The organism is Kitasatospora sp. NPDC034023, assembly GCF_055575795.1.
In genome coordinates this window covers 1-19,443 of record NZ_JBVIRY010000072.1, presented here as the reverse complement: position 1 = coordinate 19,443, position 19,443 = coordinate 1, and the positions used below count along the sequence as shown (strand labels likewise).

Annotated in this window: 19 protein-coding genes and 2 pseudogenes; 7 read left to right on the top strand and 14 right to left on the bottom strand. The window is 70.1% G+C overall.

Annotated elements, in window-relative coordinates:
• Positions 1-92, top strand: a pseudogene (locus ACZ52R_RS42230) (IS5 family transposase); the annotation flags it as partial.
• Positions 93-199: 107 nt separating this feature from the next.
• Here the strand turns inward: ACZ52R_RS42230 and ACZ52R_RS42225 are convergent.
• The 5 genes and pseudogenes from ACZ52R_RS42225 to ACZ52R_RS42205 all read right to left on the bottom strand — a co-directional run.
• A pseudogene (locus ACZ52R_RS42225) lies at positions 200-862 on the bottom strand (ISAs1 family transposase); the annotation flags it as partial.
• 15 nt (positions 863-877) lie between these two features.
• Positions 878-1,294, bottom strand: coding sequence for a transposase family protein (locus ACZ52R_RS42220; protein WP_465755452.1), 417 nt, complete (start codon positions 1,292-1,294; stop codon positions 878-880).
• Between the two features lie 301 nt (positions 1,295-1,595).
• The gene (locus ACZ52R_RS42215; RefSeq protein WP_465755451.1) at positions 1,596-1,796 is read right to left on the bottom strand and encodes a hypothetical protein; all 201 of its coding nucleotides are present in this window, start codon (positions 1,794-1,796) and stop codon (positions 1,596-1,598) included.
• 211 nt (positions 1,797-2,007) lie between these two features.
• Entirely contained in the window at positions 2,008-2,151 is a 144-nt protein-coding gene (locus tag ACZ52R_RS42210) for a hypothetical protein (protein ID WP_360508820.1), read from the bottom strand.
• Entirely contained in the window at positions 2,148-2,813 is a 666-nt protein-coding gene (locus ACZ52R_RS42205) for a recombinase family protein (protein ID WP_465755450.1), read from the bottom strand. Before ACZ52R_RS42205 ends, ACZ52R_RS42210 begins: the two co-directional genes overlap by 4 nt.
• Positions 2,814-3,241: 428 nt before the next feature.
• On the opposite strand from ACZ52R_RS42205, the gene ACZ52R_RS42200 reads away from it, so the two are divergent.
• Positions 3,242-3,505: a hypothetical protein gene (locus ACZ52R_RS42200; RefSeq protein ID WP_465755449.1), complete on the top strand. Its 264-nt coding sequence runs from the start codon at positions 3,242-3,244 to the stop codon at positions 3,503-3,505.
• A 107-nt stretch (positions 3,506-3,612) separates the two neighbouring features.
• On the opposite strand, the gene ACZ52R_RS42195 is transcribed toward ACZ52R_RS42200, so the two are convergent.
• A complete protein-coding gene (locus tag ACZ52R_RS42195; protein WP_465755448.1) occupies positions 3,613-4,830 on the bottom strand; it encodes a transposase in 1,218 nt (405 codons plus the stop codon).
• A gap of 160 nt (positions 4,831-4,990) precedes the next feature.
• Entirely contained in the window at positions 4,991-5,326 is a 336-nt protein-coding gene (locus ACZ52R_RS42190; protein WP_465755447.1) for a hypothetical protein, read from the bottom strand.
• Between the two features lie 319 nt (positions 5,327-5,645).
• Between ACZ52R_RS42190 and ACZ52R_RS42185 the strand changes: the two genes are divergently transcribed.
• Both ACZ52R_RS42185 and ACZ52R_RS42180 read left to right on the top strand, forming a co-directional pair.
• Complete coding sequence (locus ACZ52R_RS42185) at positions 5,646-6,227, top strand: hypothetical protein (protein ID WP_465755446.1); 582 nt, start codon at positions 5,646-5,648, stop codon at positions 6,225-6,227.
• 337 nt (positions 6,228-6,564) lie between these two features.
• A complete protein-coding gene (locus tag ACZ52R_RS42180) occupies positions 6,565-6,720 on the top strand; it encodes a hypothetical protein (protein ID WP_465755445.1) in 156 nt (51 codons plus the stop codon).
• 47 nt (positions 6,721-6,767) lie between these two features.
• Here ACZ52R_RS42180 and ACZ52R_RS42175 read toward each other — a convergent pair whose 3' ends face one another.
• Both ACZ52R_RS42175 and ACZ52R_RS42170 read right to left on the bottom strand, forming a co-directional pair.
• Positions 6,768-6,962, bottom strand: a complete 195-nt coding sequence (locus tag ACZ52R_RS42175) for a DUF1918 domain-containing protein (protein WP_465755444.1) — start codon at positions 6,960-6,962, stop codon at positions 6,768-6,770.
• Positions 6,963-7,350: 388 nt separating this feature from the next.
• Positions 7,351-7,536, bottom strand: a complete 186-nt coding sequence (locus ACZ52R_RS42170) for a hypothetical protein (protein ID WP_465755443.1) — start codon at positions 7,534-7,536, stop codon at positions 7,351-7,353.
• Positions 7,537-7,687: 151 nt separating this feature from the next.
• Here ACZ52R_RS42170 and ACZ52R_RS42165 point away from each other — a divergent pair, with 151 nt between their 5' ends.
• A complete protein-coding gene (locus ACZ52R_RS42165; protein WP_465755442.1) occupies positions 7,688-8,212 on the top strand; it encodes a hypothetical protein in 525 nt (174 codons plus the stop codon).
• Between the two features lie 165 nt (positions 8,213-8,377).
• Here the strand turns inward: ACZ52R_RS42165 and ACZ52R_RS42160 are convergent, their stop codons facing one another.
• From ACZ52R_RS42160 to ACZ52R_RS42150, 3 genes are all read right to left on the bottom strand, one after another.
• Positions 8,378-9,439, bottom strand: a complete 1,062-nt coding sequence (locus ACZ52R_RS42160) for a terpene synthase family protein (RefSeq protein WP_465755441.1) — start codon at positions 9,437-9,439, stop codon at positions 8,378-8,380.
• 101 nt (positions 9,440-9,540) lie between these two features.
• Positions 9,541-10,446 carry a polyprenyl synthetase family protein gene (locus tag ACZ52R_RS42155; protein WP_465755440.1) on the bottom strand — a complete coding sequence of 302 codons (906 nt, stop codon included), beginning with the start codon at positions 10,444-10,446 and terminating at the stop codon, positions 9,541-9,543.
• A 537-nt stretch (positions 10,447-10,983) separates the two neighbouring features.
• Positions 10,984-11,853 (bottom strand): hypothetical protein, encoded by an 870-nt coding sequence (locus ACZ52R_RS42150; protein WP_465755439.1) that lies wholly within the window; start codon positions 11,851-11,853, stop codon positions 10,984-10,986.
• Between the two features lie 329 nt (positions 11,854-12,182).
• On the opposite strand from ACZ52R_RS42150, the gene ACZ52R_RS42145 reads away from it, so the two are divergent.
• The gene (locus tag ACZ52R_RS42145; RefSeq protein WP_465755438.1) at positions 12,183-13,553 is read left to right on the top strand and encodes an outer membrane protein assembly factor BamB family protein; all 1,371 of its coding nucleotides are present in this window, start codon (positions 12,183-12,185) and stop codon (positions 13,551-13,553) included.
• A 218-nt stretch (positions 13,554-13,771) separates the two neighbouring features.
• On the opposite strand, the gene ACZ52R_RS42140 is transcribed toward ACZ52R_RS42145, so the two are convergent.
• Both ACZ52R_RS42140 and ACZ52R_RS42135 read right to left on the bottom strand, forming a co-directional pair.
• A complete protein-coding gene (locus ACZ52R_RS42140; protein ID WP_465755437.1) occupies positions 13,772-14,761 on the bottom strand; it encodes an ISAs1 family transposase in 990 nt (329 codons plus the stop codon).
• Between the two features lie 528 nt (positions 14,762-15,289).
• A complete protein-coding gene (locus tag ACZ52R_RS42135; RefSeq protein ID WP_465755436.1) occupies positions 15,290-16,150 on the bottom strand; it encodes a hypothetical protein in 861 nt (286 codons plus the stop codon).
• 1,574 nt (positions 16,151-17,724) lie between these two features.
• Here ACZ52R_RS42135 and ACZ52R_RS42130 point away from each other — a divergent pair.
• The gene (locus ACZ52R_RS42130) at positions 17,725-18,312 is read left to right on the top strand and encodes a hypothetical protein (RefSeq protein WP_465755435.1); all 588 of its coding nucleotides are present in this window, start codon (positions 17,725-17,727) and stop codon (positions 18,310-18,312) included.
• Positions 18,313-19,443: the final 1,131 nt, after the last annotated feature.

Below are 19,443 nucleotides of genomic sequence, written 5' to 3'. Positions count from 1 at the left end.
TCCCAGCCCGCTCCGAGGCCATGATCCACCTCGCGATGATCAGCCTCATGACCCGCCGACTCACCGGCGAAACCACCCCCACCTGGCGCGGCACCCGAACCCCCAGAGTCAGGGACGAAACGCCCAGTGAGGTAGAGCCGCGGATCCCGCACAGGGCCAGGGGCGTTTCAAAGTCCCGCTGATCTTGTAGACGGGCTGCTCAGGGGATGTCCAACAGGTCCAGCGGCCGGGTGAAGGGGTCGTAGGAGACGTGGCGGAGGCCGGCGGCGATGTTCCGGTGGCCGTGTCGGCGGAGCGTGTTGATCGCCAGGTTGCGCAGGGTGGCCATGTTCTCCGGGCCGTTGCCGGTGCGGACCTTGGAGGCGTCTTCGGCGAAGGCGGTATCGCGGACGAAGTGCAGCCGGTTCTCGATCCCCCAGTGAGAACGGGCGAGATGGCCGATGCGCTGGGGTGACGCCTGCTGGTGGGTCAGGTCGGTGAGCGCGTAGACGGTCTGCCGGGTCAGCTTCCCGGTCTTGCGGTTGGTGCGGTAGCGGGTGATCTTCGCGGCCTGCACGGCGTGCGGGAAGTCCAGTCCCAGATCGGTGACGGTCAGGGCCCGGACGACGCGGGTCTCGCGACGTCCGTGTCCGGTGCCGCGCTGGTAGTGGCGGGCGGTCACCTGCGCCCAGGGCAGCGAGCGCAGTTGCTGGAACAGCCCGGGCTGGTTGGCCTTGACCACCAGCAGGTAGTGCGCCTTCTTCTTCTTCCGCTCGACCAGGAACCGGGCATGCGCGCGCTGGGTGTGCAGCGCATCGGCGGTGACCACGACCCCGGTCAGGTCGAACGGGGCCAGCAGCGCGGCGAAGCAGGTGATCTCGTTGGTGCGGTCGGGTACTCACAGTTGGGCGACGGCCTGCCCGGTGCCGGTCATCGCCGCCAGCAGGTGCGCGGCCGGACTGTCGCCGTGGCGCGAGCCCCGGGCGGACTTGCCGTCCACGGCGAGGGTGTCCTTCCCGGCGGGGTCGGTCCCGGTGAGCTCGGCCAGCCCGCCCGGGCAAACGAGCGCGACGACGCGTCGGATCGTGGCCGCGCTCGGCGCCAGCCGGATGCCCAGCGCGCCGACCACCCGCGCGCCAAGCCGGGCCAGGGTGTGCTGCGGCGCGGACGCGGCCCACTGCCCGATCGCCGCGTACGACTTCGCGCCCGCAAGCACCGCGCTGGCCGCGATCAGCAGCGCACCCACGAATGGGTGACGCCGACCGCGGCGACAGCGGGGATCTGGCAGCAAGCTCAGCCGCTCCACCAGGCCCATATTCGCGTCGAGTCGACGAACGGGCGGCTTGACGAGGCAGACACTGGCAGACTGACGGCACATCGAAGCTCCGGCGGGTCAGGGCGACTTGGCAAGGTCACCCCGTTCAACCGGAGCTTCGTTGCGTCAGTGACGGGTCCGCCCGGAGCCCTCGCATCGCTGTGGCCTGCCGCTTACGTGATCACCAGGACTCTTAAGTACCCCTGGGACGCTCCCGACTCCGGCGCGGCTGCGGCTTCCGACTCCGCCTCAACGCCCCCGACCTCTGACCGATCGGGATGCGAGAGGCTTCCGCCGGCTGCTACTCGCCGAACTCCTCGATCTCCGGACCGCCGTGCCGGGCCAGGATGGCCTTCACCTCGTTGATGGTCCGCGCGTCACCCAGCACCGAGCCACCGCGCGTGACGCGTATACGGGTCACCCCCGGGCCGGACTCCCGCGACGCCTGGTTCTCTTGAACGACCTGGATGCGCCATTCACTGCACACTCTCCTGATCTTCATGGTCGAGCATCATACGGTCGCCTCAATCGGCGCTTGCACGACAGGTGTCAGTGTCAGTGACGATCCCTTCAACCGGCCGCTGGACCTCCCCTGACCAGCCCGTCTACGTGATCACGAAACTTTGAAACACCCCTGGGAGCCTGGCGCTGCAGTTCGCGCAGTACCGCACGCGGGCCATGTCTCCAGGGTCGCGCGCCGCCCGGCCGCGTGCTCAGAAGCAGAGTTCGGTCTCGGACTCGTCCGGCTCCTGGTCGCTGTCCTCGTCGGTCCAAGCGCCGAACGGGCCGGGCAGGCCGGGTTCCTCGGCGCCGAGTTGGAGGGCGCCGCCCTTGAGCCGGTGCTCGCCGGGGATCACCGGGCGCCGCCGTCGAGCTGGGCGGGGATGCGGCTGGTGCGGAGCTCGCGCAGGTCGGGGATGTGGTTGTACAGCGTCCCGGGGCTGATCTTGAGGAGCTTGGCGATCGCGGTGATCGACAGGTCGGGGTTGGGCAGCATGTCGCGGGCGGCCTTGATGATATCCGGGTTGACCGAGGGGCGGCCGCCGACCTTGCCGCGGGCGCGGGCGGCGGCCAGGCCCTCGCGGGTGCCGGAGACGATGAGCTCGCGAATGAACTCGGCGAGGGCGGCGAAGACGTGGAAGACGAGCCGGCCGCCGGGGGTGGTGGTGTCCAGACGCTCGTGCAGCGAGGTGAAGCCGATCTCCCGGCGGCGGAGTTCGCTGACCATGTTGATGAGGTCCTGGAGGGAGCGGCCGTAGCGGTCGAGGGCGGGGACCACCAGGGTGTCGCCGCGCTGGAGGAAGGCGTGGCACGCCTGCAGTTCCGGGCGGTCGTCGTCCTTGCCGGACTTCTTGTCGGCGAAGATCCTCCGGCAGCCGGCCTGGTTGAGTGCGTCGATCTGGCGGTCGAGCTTCTGTCCGCCGGTGGACACCCGTGCGTATCCGATGCGGATCTCGGTCCGGACGGCCGGTTCGGCGACCAGGAGTTCGAACTGGTCGGGTTCAAGTGGCGTGCTCACGCCCGGAATCCTCTCAGAGAAGGGTGGTCGGAGGTTCTTGAACCACCCAGGTTCTTGAAGGAGTTTTTGAAGGCCCTGGGGGTCTTTTCGATCTTGAAGCGGCGATCTTCAGCAAACGTTGGTTATTTGAATTCGACGGGGCGGCTCGGTCGAGTCCCCGTTCACCCTCTGCGCGTTCACCGTCTGGTGTGGGCGGGGGCCGGCACCCAGCGCCACCGTGTAACCGGCATGGAACGCATCGAAGGGCGGTCCCGGGCGGTGGGCCAGGGCCACCCTTCACTGTGCTGGCCAGTCGTCAACGGTATGAGCGGCGTTGGCGGCCATGGGCTGAACGCGCCCCTCGTATGGGTGACTTCTCGCATCGCGCGCAAGAGTGTGGGCAAGGATGGGTGCCACTGTCCGGTTCGTCACAAGAAAGGCAGGTGCCGATGCGCACCCGTACCGCCCTTGTCGTTCTCATCGCCACCACCGCGGTCGGGCTGTCGGGAGGTCCCGCCGCAGCCGACACTTGGACCGCGGCATCGAAGGGCGAGGCCAAGCTGGCGTGCAGCAAGGGCCAGGGCATGTCCGGGTTCACTCTCACCGAGGAGCAGATCACCGGAACCCCCCGCGAAACCGACACCAACAACACCAAGGCAACCGCCTCGTCCAGTCTTAAATACTCCAAAACCTCCTGGAGGGTTTACTGTTAGAACGTGGCTGGATCAGGAACCGTGGTGCCGTAAGCAGCGCGTGGCGGGGATCACGGTCAGCGAACCGGCCTGCCGGTCGTGACCGCCTGAGCAGCCGGGCTGCCGGATCAGGTGACCGGGGCTGGCTGCGCCGGGGCAGTGCGCTGCCCCGGCACGGTGGCCGCTTGTGCGGGGCCGAGGTCGAGGCCGGAGGTCATGTCGAGCTCGAACCGGCCGTACGGGTTCACGTGCGTCCAGAACAGCGGCGACAGGCCCCTGCGATCGGCGTCGGTGAGCCGGTCCGCCCACTTGGGGTCCGCCAGGACCTGCTGCACGAGCAGGGTGTTGACGTGGACCAGGGCGGACTGGAGCAGGTGCAGGGCCAGCATGCTGACCTCCTGGCTCTCCCGGTCCTTTCCGGTCAGATCGCCGTCCTTGCCGTAGAACAGGTCCTGGTTGGCCGAGTTCCAGTTCTCGACCACCTGCAGACCCTCGTTGATCTCCTGCCTCATGTCCGCGTCGGCCAGGTAGTCGCAGATGAACGCCGTGCGCACCACCCGGCCCAGCTCCTCGATCGCCTGGTAGGTCGGGTGCTTGGGGCCGCCCTTGGTGAAGCGCCGCAGCACCTGCTCGGCCTCGGCGGTGCCCAGCCGCAGCGCGGTGGTGTACTTCACGATCTGGTCGTACTGCTGGGCGATGAGCTCCCAGTCGATCGTCTTGGTGGACAGCACCGGGGCGAGGTTGGGCCAGTTCGAGTCCTCACCGGCCGCCGGCCGGTACAGCCGCGACCTACCGATGTTCTTCAGCCGGGGCATCAGCTTGAAGTCGAGCATGTGCGCGAACGCGAACCCGACGATGGACGCGCCGTGGGTGTCGGTGTACTGCCGGTCGACCTCCATGTCGGTGCAGTGCCGCAGCACGCCTTCGATCATCGAGGCGACCTCGGAGGCCGAGCAGGACTTCAGCTGGGAGTAGATGCACACCGACTTCCGCTCGACGTGCCAGTAGATCATCACTCCAGGTCCCCGGTACCGCTGGTGCCACTCCGTCATCAGGTTCGAGGACCAGGACCCGAACTTGCGGCTGTCGGAGGCGCACGCCGTCCCGGTGCCCCACCACATCTCGTCGCGGGCTTCGAAGGTGGCGTTGACCAGCTTCACCACCGCGGCGCGCATGTTGGCCCGGTTCACGAACAGGTGCCGCACCCGCCGCAGCGTCGCCTCGCTCTCGCCGTGCTTGCCGGTCACCGCGACCCGCTTGATCCCCATGTTGGTGCCCAGCCCGAACAGCACCAGCAGCAGCCGGCGCCGCAGCGACTCCTGTTGATCCGCAGCACCAGACGTCACAGGAGTGCGCACCCCCGGACGGCGGCCCGCCCCGCAGCCGTCGCGCGTGCTGTCGTGCCCCCACCACACACAGGGGATCAGGCGCATCCGCCCACGTCACACCACACGACAGCACCCCACGCGACAGGGGGGCGCGACAGGCAACGCGACAGCCCACCGCCTACTCCCGAGCCGCCCGCCGACGGGCGTCCCACACCGCTTCCCTGGCTCTGCGCGCCTCCTGCTCGGCCAGCTCGACCACACAGCACTCCTGCCGCAGCCGGTACCCCACCGCGCGGCGCAGCCGGGCGCCGGCGGGCCAGCGAGTGCCGGCGGGCCAGCGGGTGCCGCGGGCATGCCGCCACACGACGCCGGGCCTGACGTCGAGCCAGAAAGCCACCCGCCGCACAGCCTGGGCCGTCGCCCGGTCCCGCCGCAGCCCTCGCCCCAAGCGCAGCGGCCAGCCGTCGGCCTGGCGGGCGAGAAGAGCCAGGAGCTGGCCCCGGACACCGTCCACGACGTCGATCGGGCAGCAGTCCGGGCCACCAGCGCCGTCAACCGGCCGTGGTCCCGGCACACAACCGGACAGGTCTTCCTGATCGTCATACCCCACACCATCCGACCAGCCATCTGTGGACAACAGCACGGAGCCCGACCCCCCGGACCCGCCACTCGCAGCAATCACGGTTAGCACATGACTGAACACTTTCAGTAGTGTTCCTGGGTAGCCGGAAGTCGCCTTCGCGAGTTCCGTGACCTCAGCGGACAGTACGAGGCGCTGGGGCTCTCGCCGCCGATGGACGGCAGCCACCCGACCACAGTCAAGAGGAATGCTGATGAACCCGCGCAACGTGCTCGCGGCAGGCACCGCCGCCCTGGCCCTGCTCACCGTCCCCGCCGCGACGGGAGCGGCCTCCGCCTCGACCACCCCTCAGAACGCGGCGGCACGAGCTCTGTTGCCGCCCATCGGAGTGGAGATCCCGCACTCCTGCCTGGCAATCAACACCCCGTTGCAAATCCGCCCTCAATTGGTCAGCGTCGACTTCAGAGGCGCGATCAAAATCCGCGTGGATGTCAACCCGGACGATCCGATCACGAGCGTAAGGCTGCAGGTGATCGGCGAACCGTGCGACGTACCGAAGAGCGGGCAGCCTTCCGGCGACCGTGCGGCCGGCGGCGGCGAACTCGACCCGCGCTACGACATCACCCTCGTGGGACACGCCACCCTGCGCAGCGGCCGCCAGGTCACCCTGGTCGGCAGGGAACCGCTGGACCTTGAAGACCCTTCGCTGGCGCCGCACGCGACCCGCGGCGACTTCCAGCTCGGCGTCCCCCTGCGCCTGGTCGACCCCGACCAGCCCAAGCTGGTCCTGGGCGAGATCAACCACGCCGACGCCACGGTGAGCCTCGCCAAGTAGCGCCTGGACCGAAGCCGCGCCGCTCGCCCCGCTGACCCCACGGTGGCGCGACCGGCGCTGATCGACGCACCCCGACGGGCCGCCTCCTGGACCGCCGCCCTCCTGCTCGCCAGCTCCACCACCCAGAACTCGTACCGCAACCGGTACGCCACCGCACGGCGCAGCCGGGCGTCGGGCTGGCCACCGGATACCGCGGGCATGCCGCCACACAGTGCCGGCCCCCGGCCGCCGGGCAGGCCAGCCATTCCGAGCCGACCACCTGTCCGCGCTCCTCAACGAGATCGGCATCCCGACCGCCGCCGCACGCGGCGCCGCCATCCGCCAGCAACTTCTGGAGATGCCGGCCCCAGTGGTCGCCGACGCCCTGGGCTACCATCAGGTCACCACCACCAAGCTCGCCGCCGAGGCCGGAGGGACCTGGAGCCGGTACGCGGCCGGCGACCACCTACAGTCACCATCCGGCTGGACACCACGGCGAGCCCAGGACGGCTGAATACGCGCTCAGCAGTACAGCCGGTTGCCCGGCTGACACGGCCTCACTCACTCCTCCGTGGTGAGGTGACGGACGACAGTGTCAGGGCCAGGCGACATGAGCGTCTCGTGCCCATCCTCGAACCGCACCCGGTACGGCGGCGTCCCGTCCGGGCCTAGAACCTCGATGACCTCCGCCGATCGGTCGTGCTGGCCGACGGTGCGACCGTGAACCAAAAGGCGGTCACCCACACTTGCGCGCATAACGAGCTGGCTCCATCTTGGGCGGGACCGGGAACCCAGGGCCTACTGCCGCTGGGCTTGCGTTGCAGACCCAAGCCAATCAGACAGTGACGAAAATGTCACTCTAGGCGATGATCGCCTGGGAGTGGCGCGATGCCCGCAGTGGGCGGGGCTCGATCGAGATCGCCATGGCGCGTTCCGCTTCTCCCTCCGCGTCCGCCTCACGACCGCACCGATGGCACTCGGAGATCACGCAAGGTCACCAGCAGGCCAGCCTGCGCGGAGAACTGGCGACAGTTGAATACGCGAGCCCACCAGTACCGGACCCCTACTTGAGGTCAGCAGGGACATTCGACATACCGGTCTCCATCCGAACGTTGACGCACCGTCGACCGCCCATAGCGGACGATCACCAGCCTGCTACACCACCACCACGCTCGGAGCAGTATTCGGGCAACACGACGTGAGACGACGGGTAGCGGCGCAGCCGCGTGATGACGCCCAGCGTCCCGGCCGGGACGTCGGCGCGGACGCGGGCGTCCGCCTCCCGGTACTCCTCGGCGGCCAGGTCCTCGTCGGTCCACGGCGTGCGCACCTGCTCCAGCAGCGGCAGCCGCAGAGGGGCGGTTATCCATCCTTCCAGGTGATCAGCAAGCGATTCACCCCCGGTCCGTGACCCGAAGCACCGAGGCTCGGAGTCGGACGCCCCGCCGCCGGCGAAGCGCGCGAAAGATTGAGAGACCGACATGCCCCTGCTGCCGCCCATCGGCGCCGAGATCCCCCAGTCCATCCTGGCGATCAATACCCCGATGGAATACCAAGGCTCCGCGCTCACCGTGGACTTCCGCGGGGGCATCAAGCAACGCGTCGAGGTGAACCCGAACGACCCGGTCAACAGTGTGACGCTGAGGACCGTCGGCCTGAGGGTCTCCGCGCAAGCCGAGGACTACACCGAACTGACCCTGGAGCAGGCCGACGTCGACGACCAATCCGCCAGCACACTGACCATCACCCAGCAATTCCCGCCGCGGTTCGCCACCCGCAGCGTCCTGCACGTCACCCTCAACACCGGCACGGACGACGGCGGCAAGAAGACCATCGCCCGGACCAGGAACGACGCGCCGATGGTCCTGCTCGGAACTCTGACCCAGTTCCCGCCGCGAGGAGACCTCCACCAGCTGGAGAGTCCCGTCGACCTGGTCGACCCCGAGGACGAGAACACCGTCGTAGCGCGTCTGCTCACATTCCCCGCCAAGATGGGCGGCCTCTGACCACCACCACCCGCACCGTCCGTCCAGCGCAGCCCTGAGACGCCGTCGCTGCGCCACCAGGCGGCACAGTCGGGAGACGAGAAGCGCCGGCCAGCAAAGGTGGCCGGCGCTTCGTGCGTAGCGACCCACCTCGGCGGCAGGCCGCACAAGCGGATCCGAGGCGGGTCAGGGCGTGAGCTGGTCCCACCACCAGGCGATGGTCGCAATAGCCAGGGGGGCGGTGCTCGGATCGCTCGGTTTGTCCGTGCGGGTCACCGCGTAGGCGAGATCGGGCAGCAGGTAGCGTGCGGCGGTGGTGCCGTAGGTGATGTGACCGCTGACGATACGCTCGAGGCCGGTCAGGTAGCGCCGCAGGTCTTCGTCGGCCTCCGGCCATAGGCTGTCGCGCAGTCGCAGGTACAAGGTCATGAAGCGGTCTCGGATGGCGACTGCCTCGGTGACGGCCCTCGCGAGGGAGTACTCCGGGTGCTCGAGACGCAGGGCCTCGAAGATGTTCGGCTTCTTCACCGGCAGGGCGCGCTCTCGCAGGTAGGAGCACCGGTCGTTGTCGAGCATGCCGACGGCCATGGCGGCCTCGGCGGCCGCGCGCACCGCCGGGCGGGCCCACTGCGTCTCGCTGAGCTCGATGCCTTCCACCGCGTCGACGTACGAGGCGGCCGCGTAGACACCGACGGCGCCGACGCGCATGGCCAGGTAGTCGTTGACCCCCAGTTCAGCGCCTCGCTCGCGCAGCCCCGCTTCCCAGGCCATCGCGTACAGCCAGTGGCCCTGGGCCGTGCTGAAGCGCTGGAACTGGACGGGGGTCATGACGTCGCGCAGGCGCAGGAACGCGTCCCGGAGCGCCATGTCCAGGGAGCTGGGCGATTCGGGCCAGGTATCGGGTGAGCGCATGATGCGTTCCCAGCGGCCGAACTCCACCAGGACCTCGCAGGCCGGCCGGTCCGAGTCGACGTGATCGTTCGCGACCCAGCCCCATGCACCGTAGTCGGAGAGTGCCTGGGCCAGCTCCCCGGCCGCGTGCGGGTACACATGTGAGGTGAACTCCGTGCCGGTGAGTGCCAGCATCCGGGTCCGCCCAAGGTCGCCTTCTCCCAGGTCGAACCGCTCGGCCCAGGCCAGCGTTCGCTCCCGCATCCGGGGGGCTTGCGGATTGGTCTCCTCGGCGAAGGGACAGTAGAAGGAGAGAAGCGCGCGGTACATGTCGTCCGGCTCGAGGGAATCCGTCAACGTCTTCGCCTTTCATGACCAGAGGGGGTGACGCGGGTCGATCACTCCAGCCGGACGGGCCTGACCGAAGCTCCTGCCAGTGGCGGCGGTGGTCTTCGCCGTCAGTGTTCTCGGCGGGTGACGAGGTCGGCGAGGGCGGCCAGCTCCGCGGCGGGAACGGGTGCGGGTGCGGCAAGGGCGAGGCGTTCGAGGGCGTCGGCGCTGTGGCGCCGGGCCCGGCGCAGGGTCCACGCCCTGGCACCGGTCTGCTCGATCAGCTCCGCCGCCCGCCGGCACTCCTCATCGCTGGGAGGATCATTTCTGCGATAGAGCACGCGCAGGGCCTCGGCCTGCGGGGTGCGCCCCGCCATGGCGGCTGCCACCGGTATCGAGACCTTGCGTTGGCGCAGGTCGGACAGGGCGGACTTGCCGGTGGCCTGTTCGTCGCCCCAGATGCCCAGCAGATCGTCGACGCACTGGAAGGCGATGCCCAGGTGCCGGCCGAACGCCCGTAGATGAGCCCCGCGCCGAGAATCGGCGCCGCCCGTCATGGCGCCCAGCGCGCACGCGCAGGCGAGGAGTTCGCCGGTCTTGGCGCTCGCTACGGCCAGGGCCCGGTCCTCGCTCACTGCCGCGCCGGCCTCAAGGAGCGTGTCCAGGTACTCGCCCTCGATCAACGCCTGGACGCTCTCCAGGAGAACGGGGACCGCGCTCTCGGCGCGGGGGGCTTCGGCGAGGGTCTGGACGGCGGCGAAGAACAGGGCGTCCCCGGCGAGGATGGCAGCCGGTACGCCCTTCGCCGCCCACAAGGCGGGACGTCCGCGGCGTACCGGGTCGTGGTCGATGATGTCGTCGTGCAGCAGGCTCGCGTTGTGAACCAGTTCCACCGCCACCGCCGCCCCGAACGCCTGCTCCGGGTCACCACCGACGGCCTGGCAGGCCAGCAGCACCAGAGCCGGACGCAGGGCCTTGCCCGCCGACGGGCTGTCGATGCGGGAGTCCTCATCGGTCCACCAGCCAAAGTGCATCCCCGCGACGTGCCGGATCTGTGGAGGCAGACGGCTGACCCTGGAACGGATCAACGGCCCAACCGCGCTCGCGCACTGCGCCAGCACCGTCGCACAGTCACGGGGATCGTCGGGCACCCAGGCCTCACCTTCATGTGACAGATCGTCAAGATGAAGCCATGGCACACCCAACGGGACCTTGAGCACAAGAACGCATCGCACGCCGGCCGGCGATCCTGCCGCTGAGGGAGCAGGCAGCGCGGCGTCGGAGTATCTGAGACATGAACCACCGGCCGGGCAGCGGGAAACGCACGCCCCTGGCCGGCGCGCGCTCGGCGCGCGCGGGCTCTGCACGGTCTGTCCATAGGCGCGCCGCGCGCCGCTGGAGCTGTCCATCGCGCGCGAGACGGCGCCCGGACGCGTCGGCTGGCCCGGCCTACCAGCGGGTGAGGTGCTCCCCGAGAGCACGGCACAGCAGGGCGAGGGCGGCCCGGCCCGGATCGCCTACCCAACGCCCGCCGAACAGCAAGGTCAACACCTTTGAACGGGCACGGTCCGTCAGAACCGGCCGCGGCGAACGGCAGGCCGGGCAGCCGGGGCCTGCTCGGTGCCGCGTAGTGCGAGGGCCGCGGTACGGGTGCGCTCCAGCCAGCTCATGACCTGGCGCAGCGTGGCGGGGTCGAGGCCTTGGGTGAGCTCGCGGACCGCCTGGTGATCGTCGTCGCTCAACGTGTAGAGGCCAGCGCGGTCGAGGGCGGTGTAAAGGGGCTGGGCCGCGGTGCCGGCGAGGCGGCGGTGAGCGACGTCGGTGGTCTGGCGGGCCTGGTGGGCGGCCTCGCGGGCGCATTCGGCGACATCCTGCTGGTGGCGCTCACGGCGCAGCGCGTGCTGGAGGAAGGTGTCGTGGTCGGGGTCGTAGCGCTCTGCCCGGGTTTCGGCGGTGTGGTCGCGTACGCGCTGCCACTCGGCGCATGCGGTGGCCGCCTTGGCGAAGGCGGTCTCGTCTCCGGCGTCGGCGTGGCTGTCGGCGGCGCGCTCGTCGTCCCGGGCCCGGTGCAGGGCCTGCTGGAGGTTCTCCAGGGTCATCCCGGCTGCCTGGCGGCGGACCCGGCTGCGGACGGTGCCGAGCAGCCCGTGCTCCTGGTCGTCGGGCTCGTCCTCGCTCTCTTCGGCGAACGGGTCGTGCTGGTCGGTCTTGGCGGGGTGCTGGGCGAGGGCGGCGTGCAGCGTCGCGCCGGCCTGCCACGCCTCGGTGTGCACGACGGGCTCCGGTACGGCGAGGCCTTGGCGGGTGCTGCGGACGATCCGGCCGTCGACCAGGGCCGCCCAGCCGTTCAGGCCGTCGACGCGCTTCTCGACCCAGCCCCGGGCCAGGTCGGCGCCGGGTGGAGGGTGCGGATGCCGTCGTGGCCGCTCCAGCGCAGCCACATCGTGCCGCGTACCGGCGGGGAGTCGAGGATCGGTCGGCCCAGGTCGCGGTCGGCGGGTGCGGGCCGGCTGCTGCGTGGGGCCAGCTCCAGCCGTTCGGGCGCGGCGGCGCGGGCCGGGTCGGGGCGGGTGGTGTCGGCGCGCGGTGCCTCCGAAAGTCGGCCGTCCTCGGCGACGACCAGGTCGTCGAAGCGGACGCGGTAAGCGCCGGTGCGCTCGCTCGGGTGATGGACTCAGCAGGGCTGCGGAATGCGAGCCGAACCAGGGACACGCCCTCGGACAGGTGACATATCCCCACGGCCGGCGCGCGGGCCGGGCACTGTCGGACCATGCCTCGTTGGCCCGCCCTCGTCGCGCTGCTGGCCCTGCTCCCGGGCTGCGCGCCCAGCGGGCACCCCGGGCCGGTGGTCCCCACCGTGCTGGTCCCGTCCGGTACCGCCGGTACGCCCACCCACCTGCTGGACGGCGACTGGCCGATGTACCACCGCGACGCGCTGCACACCGGCGTCGCCCCCGGCGTACCGCCGGCCGGGCCGCTGGGCCGGGCCTGGTCGGCCCGGCTGGACGGCGCGGTCTACGGCCAGCCGCTGGTGGTCGGCGACCGGGTGCTGGCGGCCACCCAGAACAACACCGTGTACGCCCTCGCCCTGGCGACCGGCGCGGTGCTGTGGAGCCGTCACCTGGGCGAGCCCGCCCGGTCCGCCGGGCTGCCGTGCGGCAACATCGACCCGCTCGGCATCACCGGCACCCCGGTGTACGACCCCGCCACCGGCCTGCTCCTCGCCGTCGCCGAAATCACCGGCGGCCGGCACCTGCTCGCCGGGCTGGACACGGCGACCGGCGAGCTGCGGCTCCAACGGGAGGTCGAGCCGCCGCGCGGCGACCCGATCGCCCACCAGCAGCGCTCGGCCCTCGCGCTGTGGCAAGGCCGGGTGGTGATCGCGTACGGCGGTCTGTTCGGCGACTGCGGCAACTACGTCGGCAGCGTGCTGTCGGTCCCCGTCACGGGTGGCGGACCGATCCTGTCCTACGCCGTGCCGACCACCCGCCAGGGCGGCAGCTGGGCCTCCGGCGGACCGGTGGTGGACGGGGAGCAGCTGTACGTCTCGGTGGGCAACGGCGCGGCCACCGGCGGCCCCTACGACGGTTCCGACTCGGTGCTCGCGCTCTCCCCGCGGCTGGAGCGCACCGACTTCTTCGCCCCCGCCGACTGGGCCGCCGACAACGCCGACGACCTCGACCTCGGCGCGCTCGCCCCGGTGAGGGTCGGCCGCTTCGTGGTCGCCGTCGGCAAGCGCGGCACGGCCTATGCCTTGGATGCCGAGCACCTCGGCGGTGTCGGCGGCCGGCTCGCCGAGGCCCCGCTCTGCCCGGCGTACGGCGGCGCGGCCGTGGCCGGCAGCACGGTGTACGTCCCGTGCGACACCGCGCTCGCCCAGCTCACCGTCGCCGACGACGGCTCGCTGCACTCCGGCTGGCGGGTACCCCTGGGCGCCGCCGGCTCGCCGGTCATCGGCGGCGGCGCGGTCTGGGTCGCCGACTACGGGCGCGGGCGGCTCTACGCCCTCGATCCGGCCACCGGCCGGATCCTCCAGCAGACCGCCACCGACCCGCTCCCGCACTTCGCCTCCCCGGTGCTGACCGGCAGCCGGATCCTGCTCGGCACCACCACCGGCGTCACGGCCTTCGACGGAGCCTGACGCACCCGCCGCCGGCCAGCACGCCGACGACGTCGGAGCGCAAGCTCGTAGTCGAGCCGTTCGGGTTGGCGGCACCAGTACGCCATGCAATCGCCACTCGCACCATCTCCACAGTTTTCAGTAGCCCGCTGCTCACAATGCTGCTTATGGACGCTGGAGTCGCTGCTCTGTGGGGCCAGGGGTGTTTCAAAGTCCCGGTGATCATATAGAGCGGCTGGTCAGGCAATTCCCAGGAGGTCCAGCGGCCTGGTGAAGGGCTCGTAGGAGACGTGGCGGAGGCCAGCGGCGACGTTGCGGTACCCGTGCTGCCGCAGGGTGTTGATCGCCAGGTTGCGCAGGGTCGCCATGTTCTCGGGTCCGTGGCCGGTGTGGATCTTCGAGGCGTCCTCGCCGAAGGCGGTGTCGCGGACGAAGTGCAGCCGGTTCTCGATGGTCCACTGTGACCTGGCGAGCTCGCCCAGGCGCTGGGGTGAGGCTTCTTGGGAGGTCAAGTCGGTGATCGCATAGATGGTCTGGCGGCTCACCGTGCCGGCTTTGAGGTCGGTGCGGTGTCGCAGGATGCGTACGGCCTGGACAGCGTGGGGAAAGTCCAGGCCGAGACCGGTGATGGTGAGTGCCCTGGTCACGCGGGTCTCCTTGCGGCCGTAGCCCATCTCGCGGTCGTAGCGCCTCGCGGTGACGTCCTTCCACGGCAGTAACCGCAGCCGGCCATGCAGTCCGGGCTGGTTGGCCTTTACCACCAGCAGGTAGTGGGCCTTCTTCTCCTCCACCAGGAACCGCGCGTGGTCGCGCTGGGTGTGCAGGGCGTCGGCGGTGACGGTGACCCCGTTCAGGTCGTAGGGCTCCAGCAGCGCCGCGAAGCAGGTGATTTCGTTGGTCTTGTCGGGAACCCGCAACTGGGTGACAGTCCGGCCGTCACCGGTCATCGCGGCCAGCAGGTGGGCGGCGGGTGTCTGGCCGTGCCGGGAGCCACGAGCGGCCTTGCCATCCACGGCCACCGAGTCCGCACCGCCGGGATCGGTACCGGTCAGATCGGCCAGACCACCGGGACAAACCAGGTTGACGATCCGTCGGATCGTGGCGGCACTCGGCGCGATGCGCACCCCCAACGCGCCCGCCACACGAGCGCCGAGGCGGGCCAGGGCCTGCTGCGGAGCATTCGCAGACCACTGGCCGATCGCCGCATACGAACGCGCGCCGGCGACCACCGCCGAGGCGGCATGCCACCTACGGGGCTCTCACCACACCCGCAACACCCGGAAAACATCTCAAAGAAACAGCAACTCCCTCACCACACCCGCGAAACCACCAGCCCAGCACCCCACCCACCTCTCCGCCAGCAACACCAACAACCCCCAGAGCCAACCCACCCGAACCCGCCCCGGCCCGAAACCTTCTCAACCAACCCGCGAAACCCCAGCCCCACCGTCACCCCAACCCGCACCTACACCGCCACCCCATAGCCGCACGATCGCGTCGCCGAGCGCGGTGTACACCATGGTCGCCTCGAACTGGCGCTGGGCAAGGTCCCGGAGCAGGCCGAGGGCGGGGCGGTGGCCGCACATCCCCAGGGCCATGACCATCTGGTACTGGGTCTCCCACGTACGGGGTCGCGCGCCTCCCGCTCAAGGGCATCCAGGAGCGGCGGGCCCGCTACGGGATCGGCAAGCCGGCGCAGCCGCGTCGCGGCGGAACGCCGCTTCGGCGACAACCGGTGGCCGAGCTGCTCCACGGCCTCATCCAACGTCAACGCCATCACGGTCCCTGTCTGTTCGATTCCGGCCGGGCGCAGCGTAGGGCCCCGTACCGACAGCGCCTGCCGGGTGGCTGAGGGAAGCGCGCGCTCCGGTGTTCTGGGCTGAGGAGGGGAACCGATCGATGAATGCGGCCGGACGGTTGGCGTGGGTGTACTCGTCCGCGGTGTTGAAGACGCTGGCGCACACCGGGCATTGCGCGGCGCCGAAGAGGTAGGCGATCCCGTCTGCGAGCGCCTCCTGCCCGTCGCGGACCGCGGTCCGGTGCATCCACCTGCCGGTCCCGGTGAGCTCTTCGGCAACGGCCGGTCGCAGTTCCCGTCGCAGTTCCTCGTCGCCGTCCCACACCTGCGAGTAGCACCCGAACCCGCCGACGACGATCTTCATCCCCGCACCGCAGTGCGGGCACTCCAGCTCGTAGATGTCGTCCGTGAAGCCCTCCAGGGCGCTCGCCCAGTGATACTCCTGCGCGACGGCGAGCAGGGCGCGGAAGGAGACGAGGTAGTCGGCCGGCCGCGACCGCAGGTGCCGGTCCAGCACCTCGCCGAACTCCGCGATCGTGCCCGCGCAGTCCGCCAGCAGGTCGTCACAGCCGTGGTGCGCGGCCGCGCGCTCAAGGATCCGCCCCGCCAAGGCGCGCGCGTGCGCGCTACGCGGCGCGAGACTCACCAGCAGCGGCAGAGCGGCGAAGCCTGCCGGAAAGACCAGGTCGCCCTCAAGGACGAGCCGCCAACCCAGCTCCTGCCACGCATCCGCGTCGTCCCGGCGTTCCAACTGCGCCAGGAGCGCCGGGACGCGATCGACATCGAATCTGCTGTCGCGTATGCGTGCCCAGTCCACCACCCCGGTATTGAACACCGGACACCCGGCATCCAGAGCCGGGGCTCTGCATGCCGGCGGTTGACATAGGGATCTGCATCATGATGTCACCGAGCGGCGTCTCCTGATGTCACCACACATCCGCACCCCGGCGACACCCACGACTCCCCCGCCCCCACCAACAAGGGCCAGTGACATCAGCTGATCCCCAAGTGACAACAAACCGCAGATTCGCACGGGGCCACCTTCCGGGCCGCCGGTCCGGCTCGGGCCTCCCCCGGCCTCCGTGGTGGGCCCCTCACGAGCGCCCCGCACGGCGGTCCCTGACGGGCCCTCAACCACAGATTCGGGACCGGCATCCGAAGCGCATCCGGCGGCGTTTCCCGGCTTCCGTACAGCTCTATCCTACCGGCCTTCGGACGGGCGCGAGACGCGAACAGCCAACCTCGCCGCAACCATCAACCCCGGCTCTATCGGCCGCGCTTCCGGTGAGAATCCGAATTCCCTTCCGCTCTCTTTCATGGCGAAATCAGAAAGCCCCGCAAGGCACAGTTGACAGAAATTAAATTCAGGCACGCCAGAAAGGGGCCTACGGCCCTCGCCACCGACACCGCGACCGCCAATCCAGACCGCCCGGAAAACAGCGCGCACCGTCAACCTGGCAATTCCCGAAGCGGCATCACCAAACCGAACACCGGGCAGGACGGCAGCCCGTGCGCAGCGGGCGGCAGGGCGGCCAGGGCGGCCGAGCCGGGCGCAGCGGGACGGCCTGGCCGCCGACCAGGGCCCGGCAGCGAAGCGCGGCACCGGCGGCGCGGGCGGGGCCGGGGAAGAGCCGAGGCCGGCGGACCGGCGCAGCCCGGTGCAACACTGGGTGCAACACGCCCACCCCGGGCCCCTCCCGGCCACATAACGCCTGGTCAGACCCGCAACACAGCCCCGTGTTGCACCCGAGCGCAACACCGCGTTGCACCCCCGCGTTGCACCCCCACCCGGCCGCCCCCCGCCGAACACCACCACCAGGAGAAGGCCGGCCCCAACCAGCGGCCCGCCGCCCCGCCACCGCCCAGCCACCCCGGACGGCGCCCCCAGGACGGCGGCCAGGACAACCGGCACCTGGCGGTCGCCGGCACCGGCAGCAGCCACCACCCGAACAGCAGCCGCGGCCCCCACCCCGACCCCCTGTCGCACCCACCTGTCGCGCCCAGACCACACACAGGGGAAACCGGGTATCCGCCCACGTCACAACACACGACAGCACCCCCCGCGACAGGCCAACGCGACAGCAGGCGCGACAGCCCGCTACCTACTCCCGAGCCGCCCCCACGACGGGCGTCCCACACCGCCTCCCTGGCCCTGCGCGCCTCCTGCTCAGCCAGATCGACCACACAGAACTCCTGCCGCAACCGATACCCCACCGCGCAGCGCAGCCAGGCACCGGCAATCACGGCTAGCACATGACTGCACACTTTCAGTAGTGTTCCTGGGTAGCCGGAAGTTGCCTTCGCGAGTCCGTGACATCAGCGGACAGTACGAGGCTCTGGGGCTCTCGCCGCCGATGGACGGCAGCTACCCGACCACAGTCAAGAGGAATGCTGATGAACCCGCGCAACGCACTCGCGGCAGGCACCGCCGCCCTGGCCCTGCTCACCGTCCCCGCCGCGACAGGAGCGGCCTCCGCCTCGACCACCCCTCAGAACGCGGCGGCACGAGCTCCGTTTCCGTTTCCGACCATCGGAGTGGAGATCCCGCACTCCTGCCTGGCAATCAACACCCCACTGCAAAACCGCACTGAAGTGATCACCATCGACTTCAGAGGCGGGATCAAAGTCCGCGTGGATGGCGGCGCGACCGATCCGATCGACCGCATGATGCTGCGGATGATCGGCGAACCGTGCGACGTACCGAACAGCGGGCAGCCTTCCGGCAACCGTGCGGCCAACGGCGACGAACTCGACCCGCGCTACGACATCACCATCGTGGGACACGCCACCCTGCGCAGCGGACGCCAGGTCACACTGGTCGGCCGGGAGCCACTGGACCTTGAAGACCCTTCGCTGGCGCCCCACGCGACCCGCGGCGACTACAAGCTCGGCGTCCCCCTCCACCTGGTCGACCCCGACCGGCCCAAGCTGGTCCTGGGCGAGATCGACCACGCCGACGCCACGGTGAGCCTCGCCAAGTAGCGCCTGGACCAAAGCCGCGCCGCTCGCCTCGCTGACCCCACGGTGGCGCGACCGGCGCTGATCGACGCACCCCGACGGGCCGCCTCCTGGACCGGCGCTGATCGACGCACCCCGACGGGCCGCCTCCTGGACCGCCGCCCCTCCTGCTCGCCAGCTCCACCACCCAGAACTCGTACCGCAACCGGTACGCCACCGCACGGCGCAGCCACGCACCGGCGGGCCACCGGGTACCGCGGGCATGCCGCCGCACCATGCCCGGCCCGACACCCAGCCAGACGCTCAGTCAGCCGCCAGTCAGCCGCCTGCTGCTTCGGCGCGCGGCGCCGTAGCACCCAGCGAAGGATGGCAACCTCGACAAGTGCGACGAGGACGACCAGGGCGTTGAAGGCCGGATCGCTCAGCGTCCCGCCAACACCGGTCGCGACCAGCGGAAGAGCCGCCGGGGCAGACACCATCGCAAAGGCGACCGCCGGCAGCTCGCCCGAGCCAGAGAGCGGGTCGGCCCAGGGCTGCACCGTCGTCCAGACCCCGAGCACGATGAGCAGCACGGCGTACCCGAGAAAGAAGGTGCGGCCGGCGGTGCGGCGTCTGGGGCGAACGGTCATGGCGAGATGCTGCCAGGTGCCACCACCACAAAACCGAACACCGGCCCCACACCAGCACCCCGCCCCGACCAATCCGACCCGAATTCAGAAAACCACACGCAGCCAACCCACAAAAACAGCCGCACAGAATTCCAAGCCGAACACACGCCAGAAAAGACCGCGACCCGCCCGACCGGCCGACACCACCCCCAACCCCCACCAGCCACCACACACAGTCACCAGAACGACCGACCTCGAACGCCAGCCAACAGGCACCCGGCCTCGGACAACAGGTCCAGACAATATGCGATCCGAGGCCATTCCACGTCATCAGGCGCGAGCAGGTCACACCGTGCGCTGCTGCTTATCGTGGGAAGTGCCGGCCCGCCGTCGCAGGGCCGGGCCGCGCCACGGCGGGTCGGCAATTTGGCCAACTGTCCGAAACACCCGCACTGAGAGGACGTTAAGTCCCTTTACTCACGGTTGGGGATCGCTCGTTCGTGTGATCGTTCGATGAACTGACGTGTTGGCCGGGGGGTAGGTGATG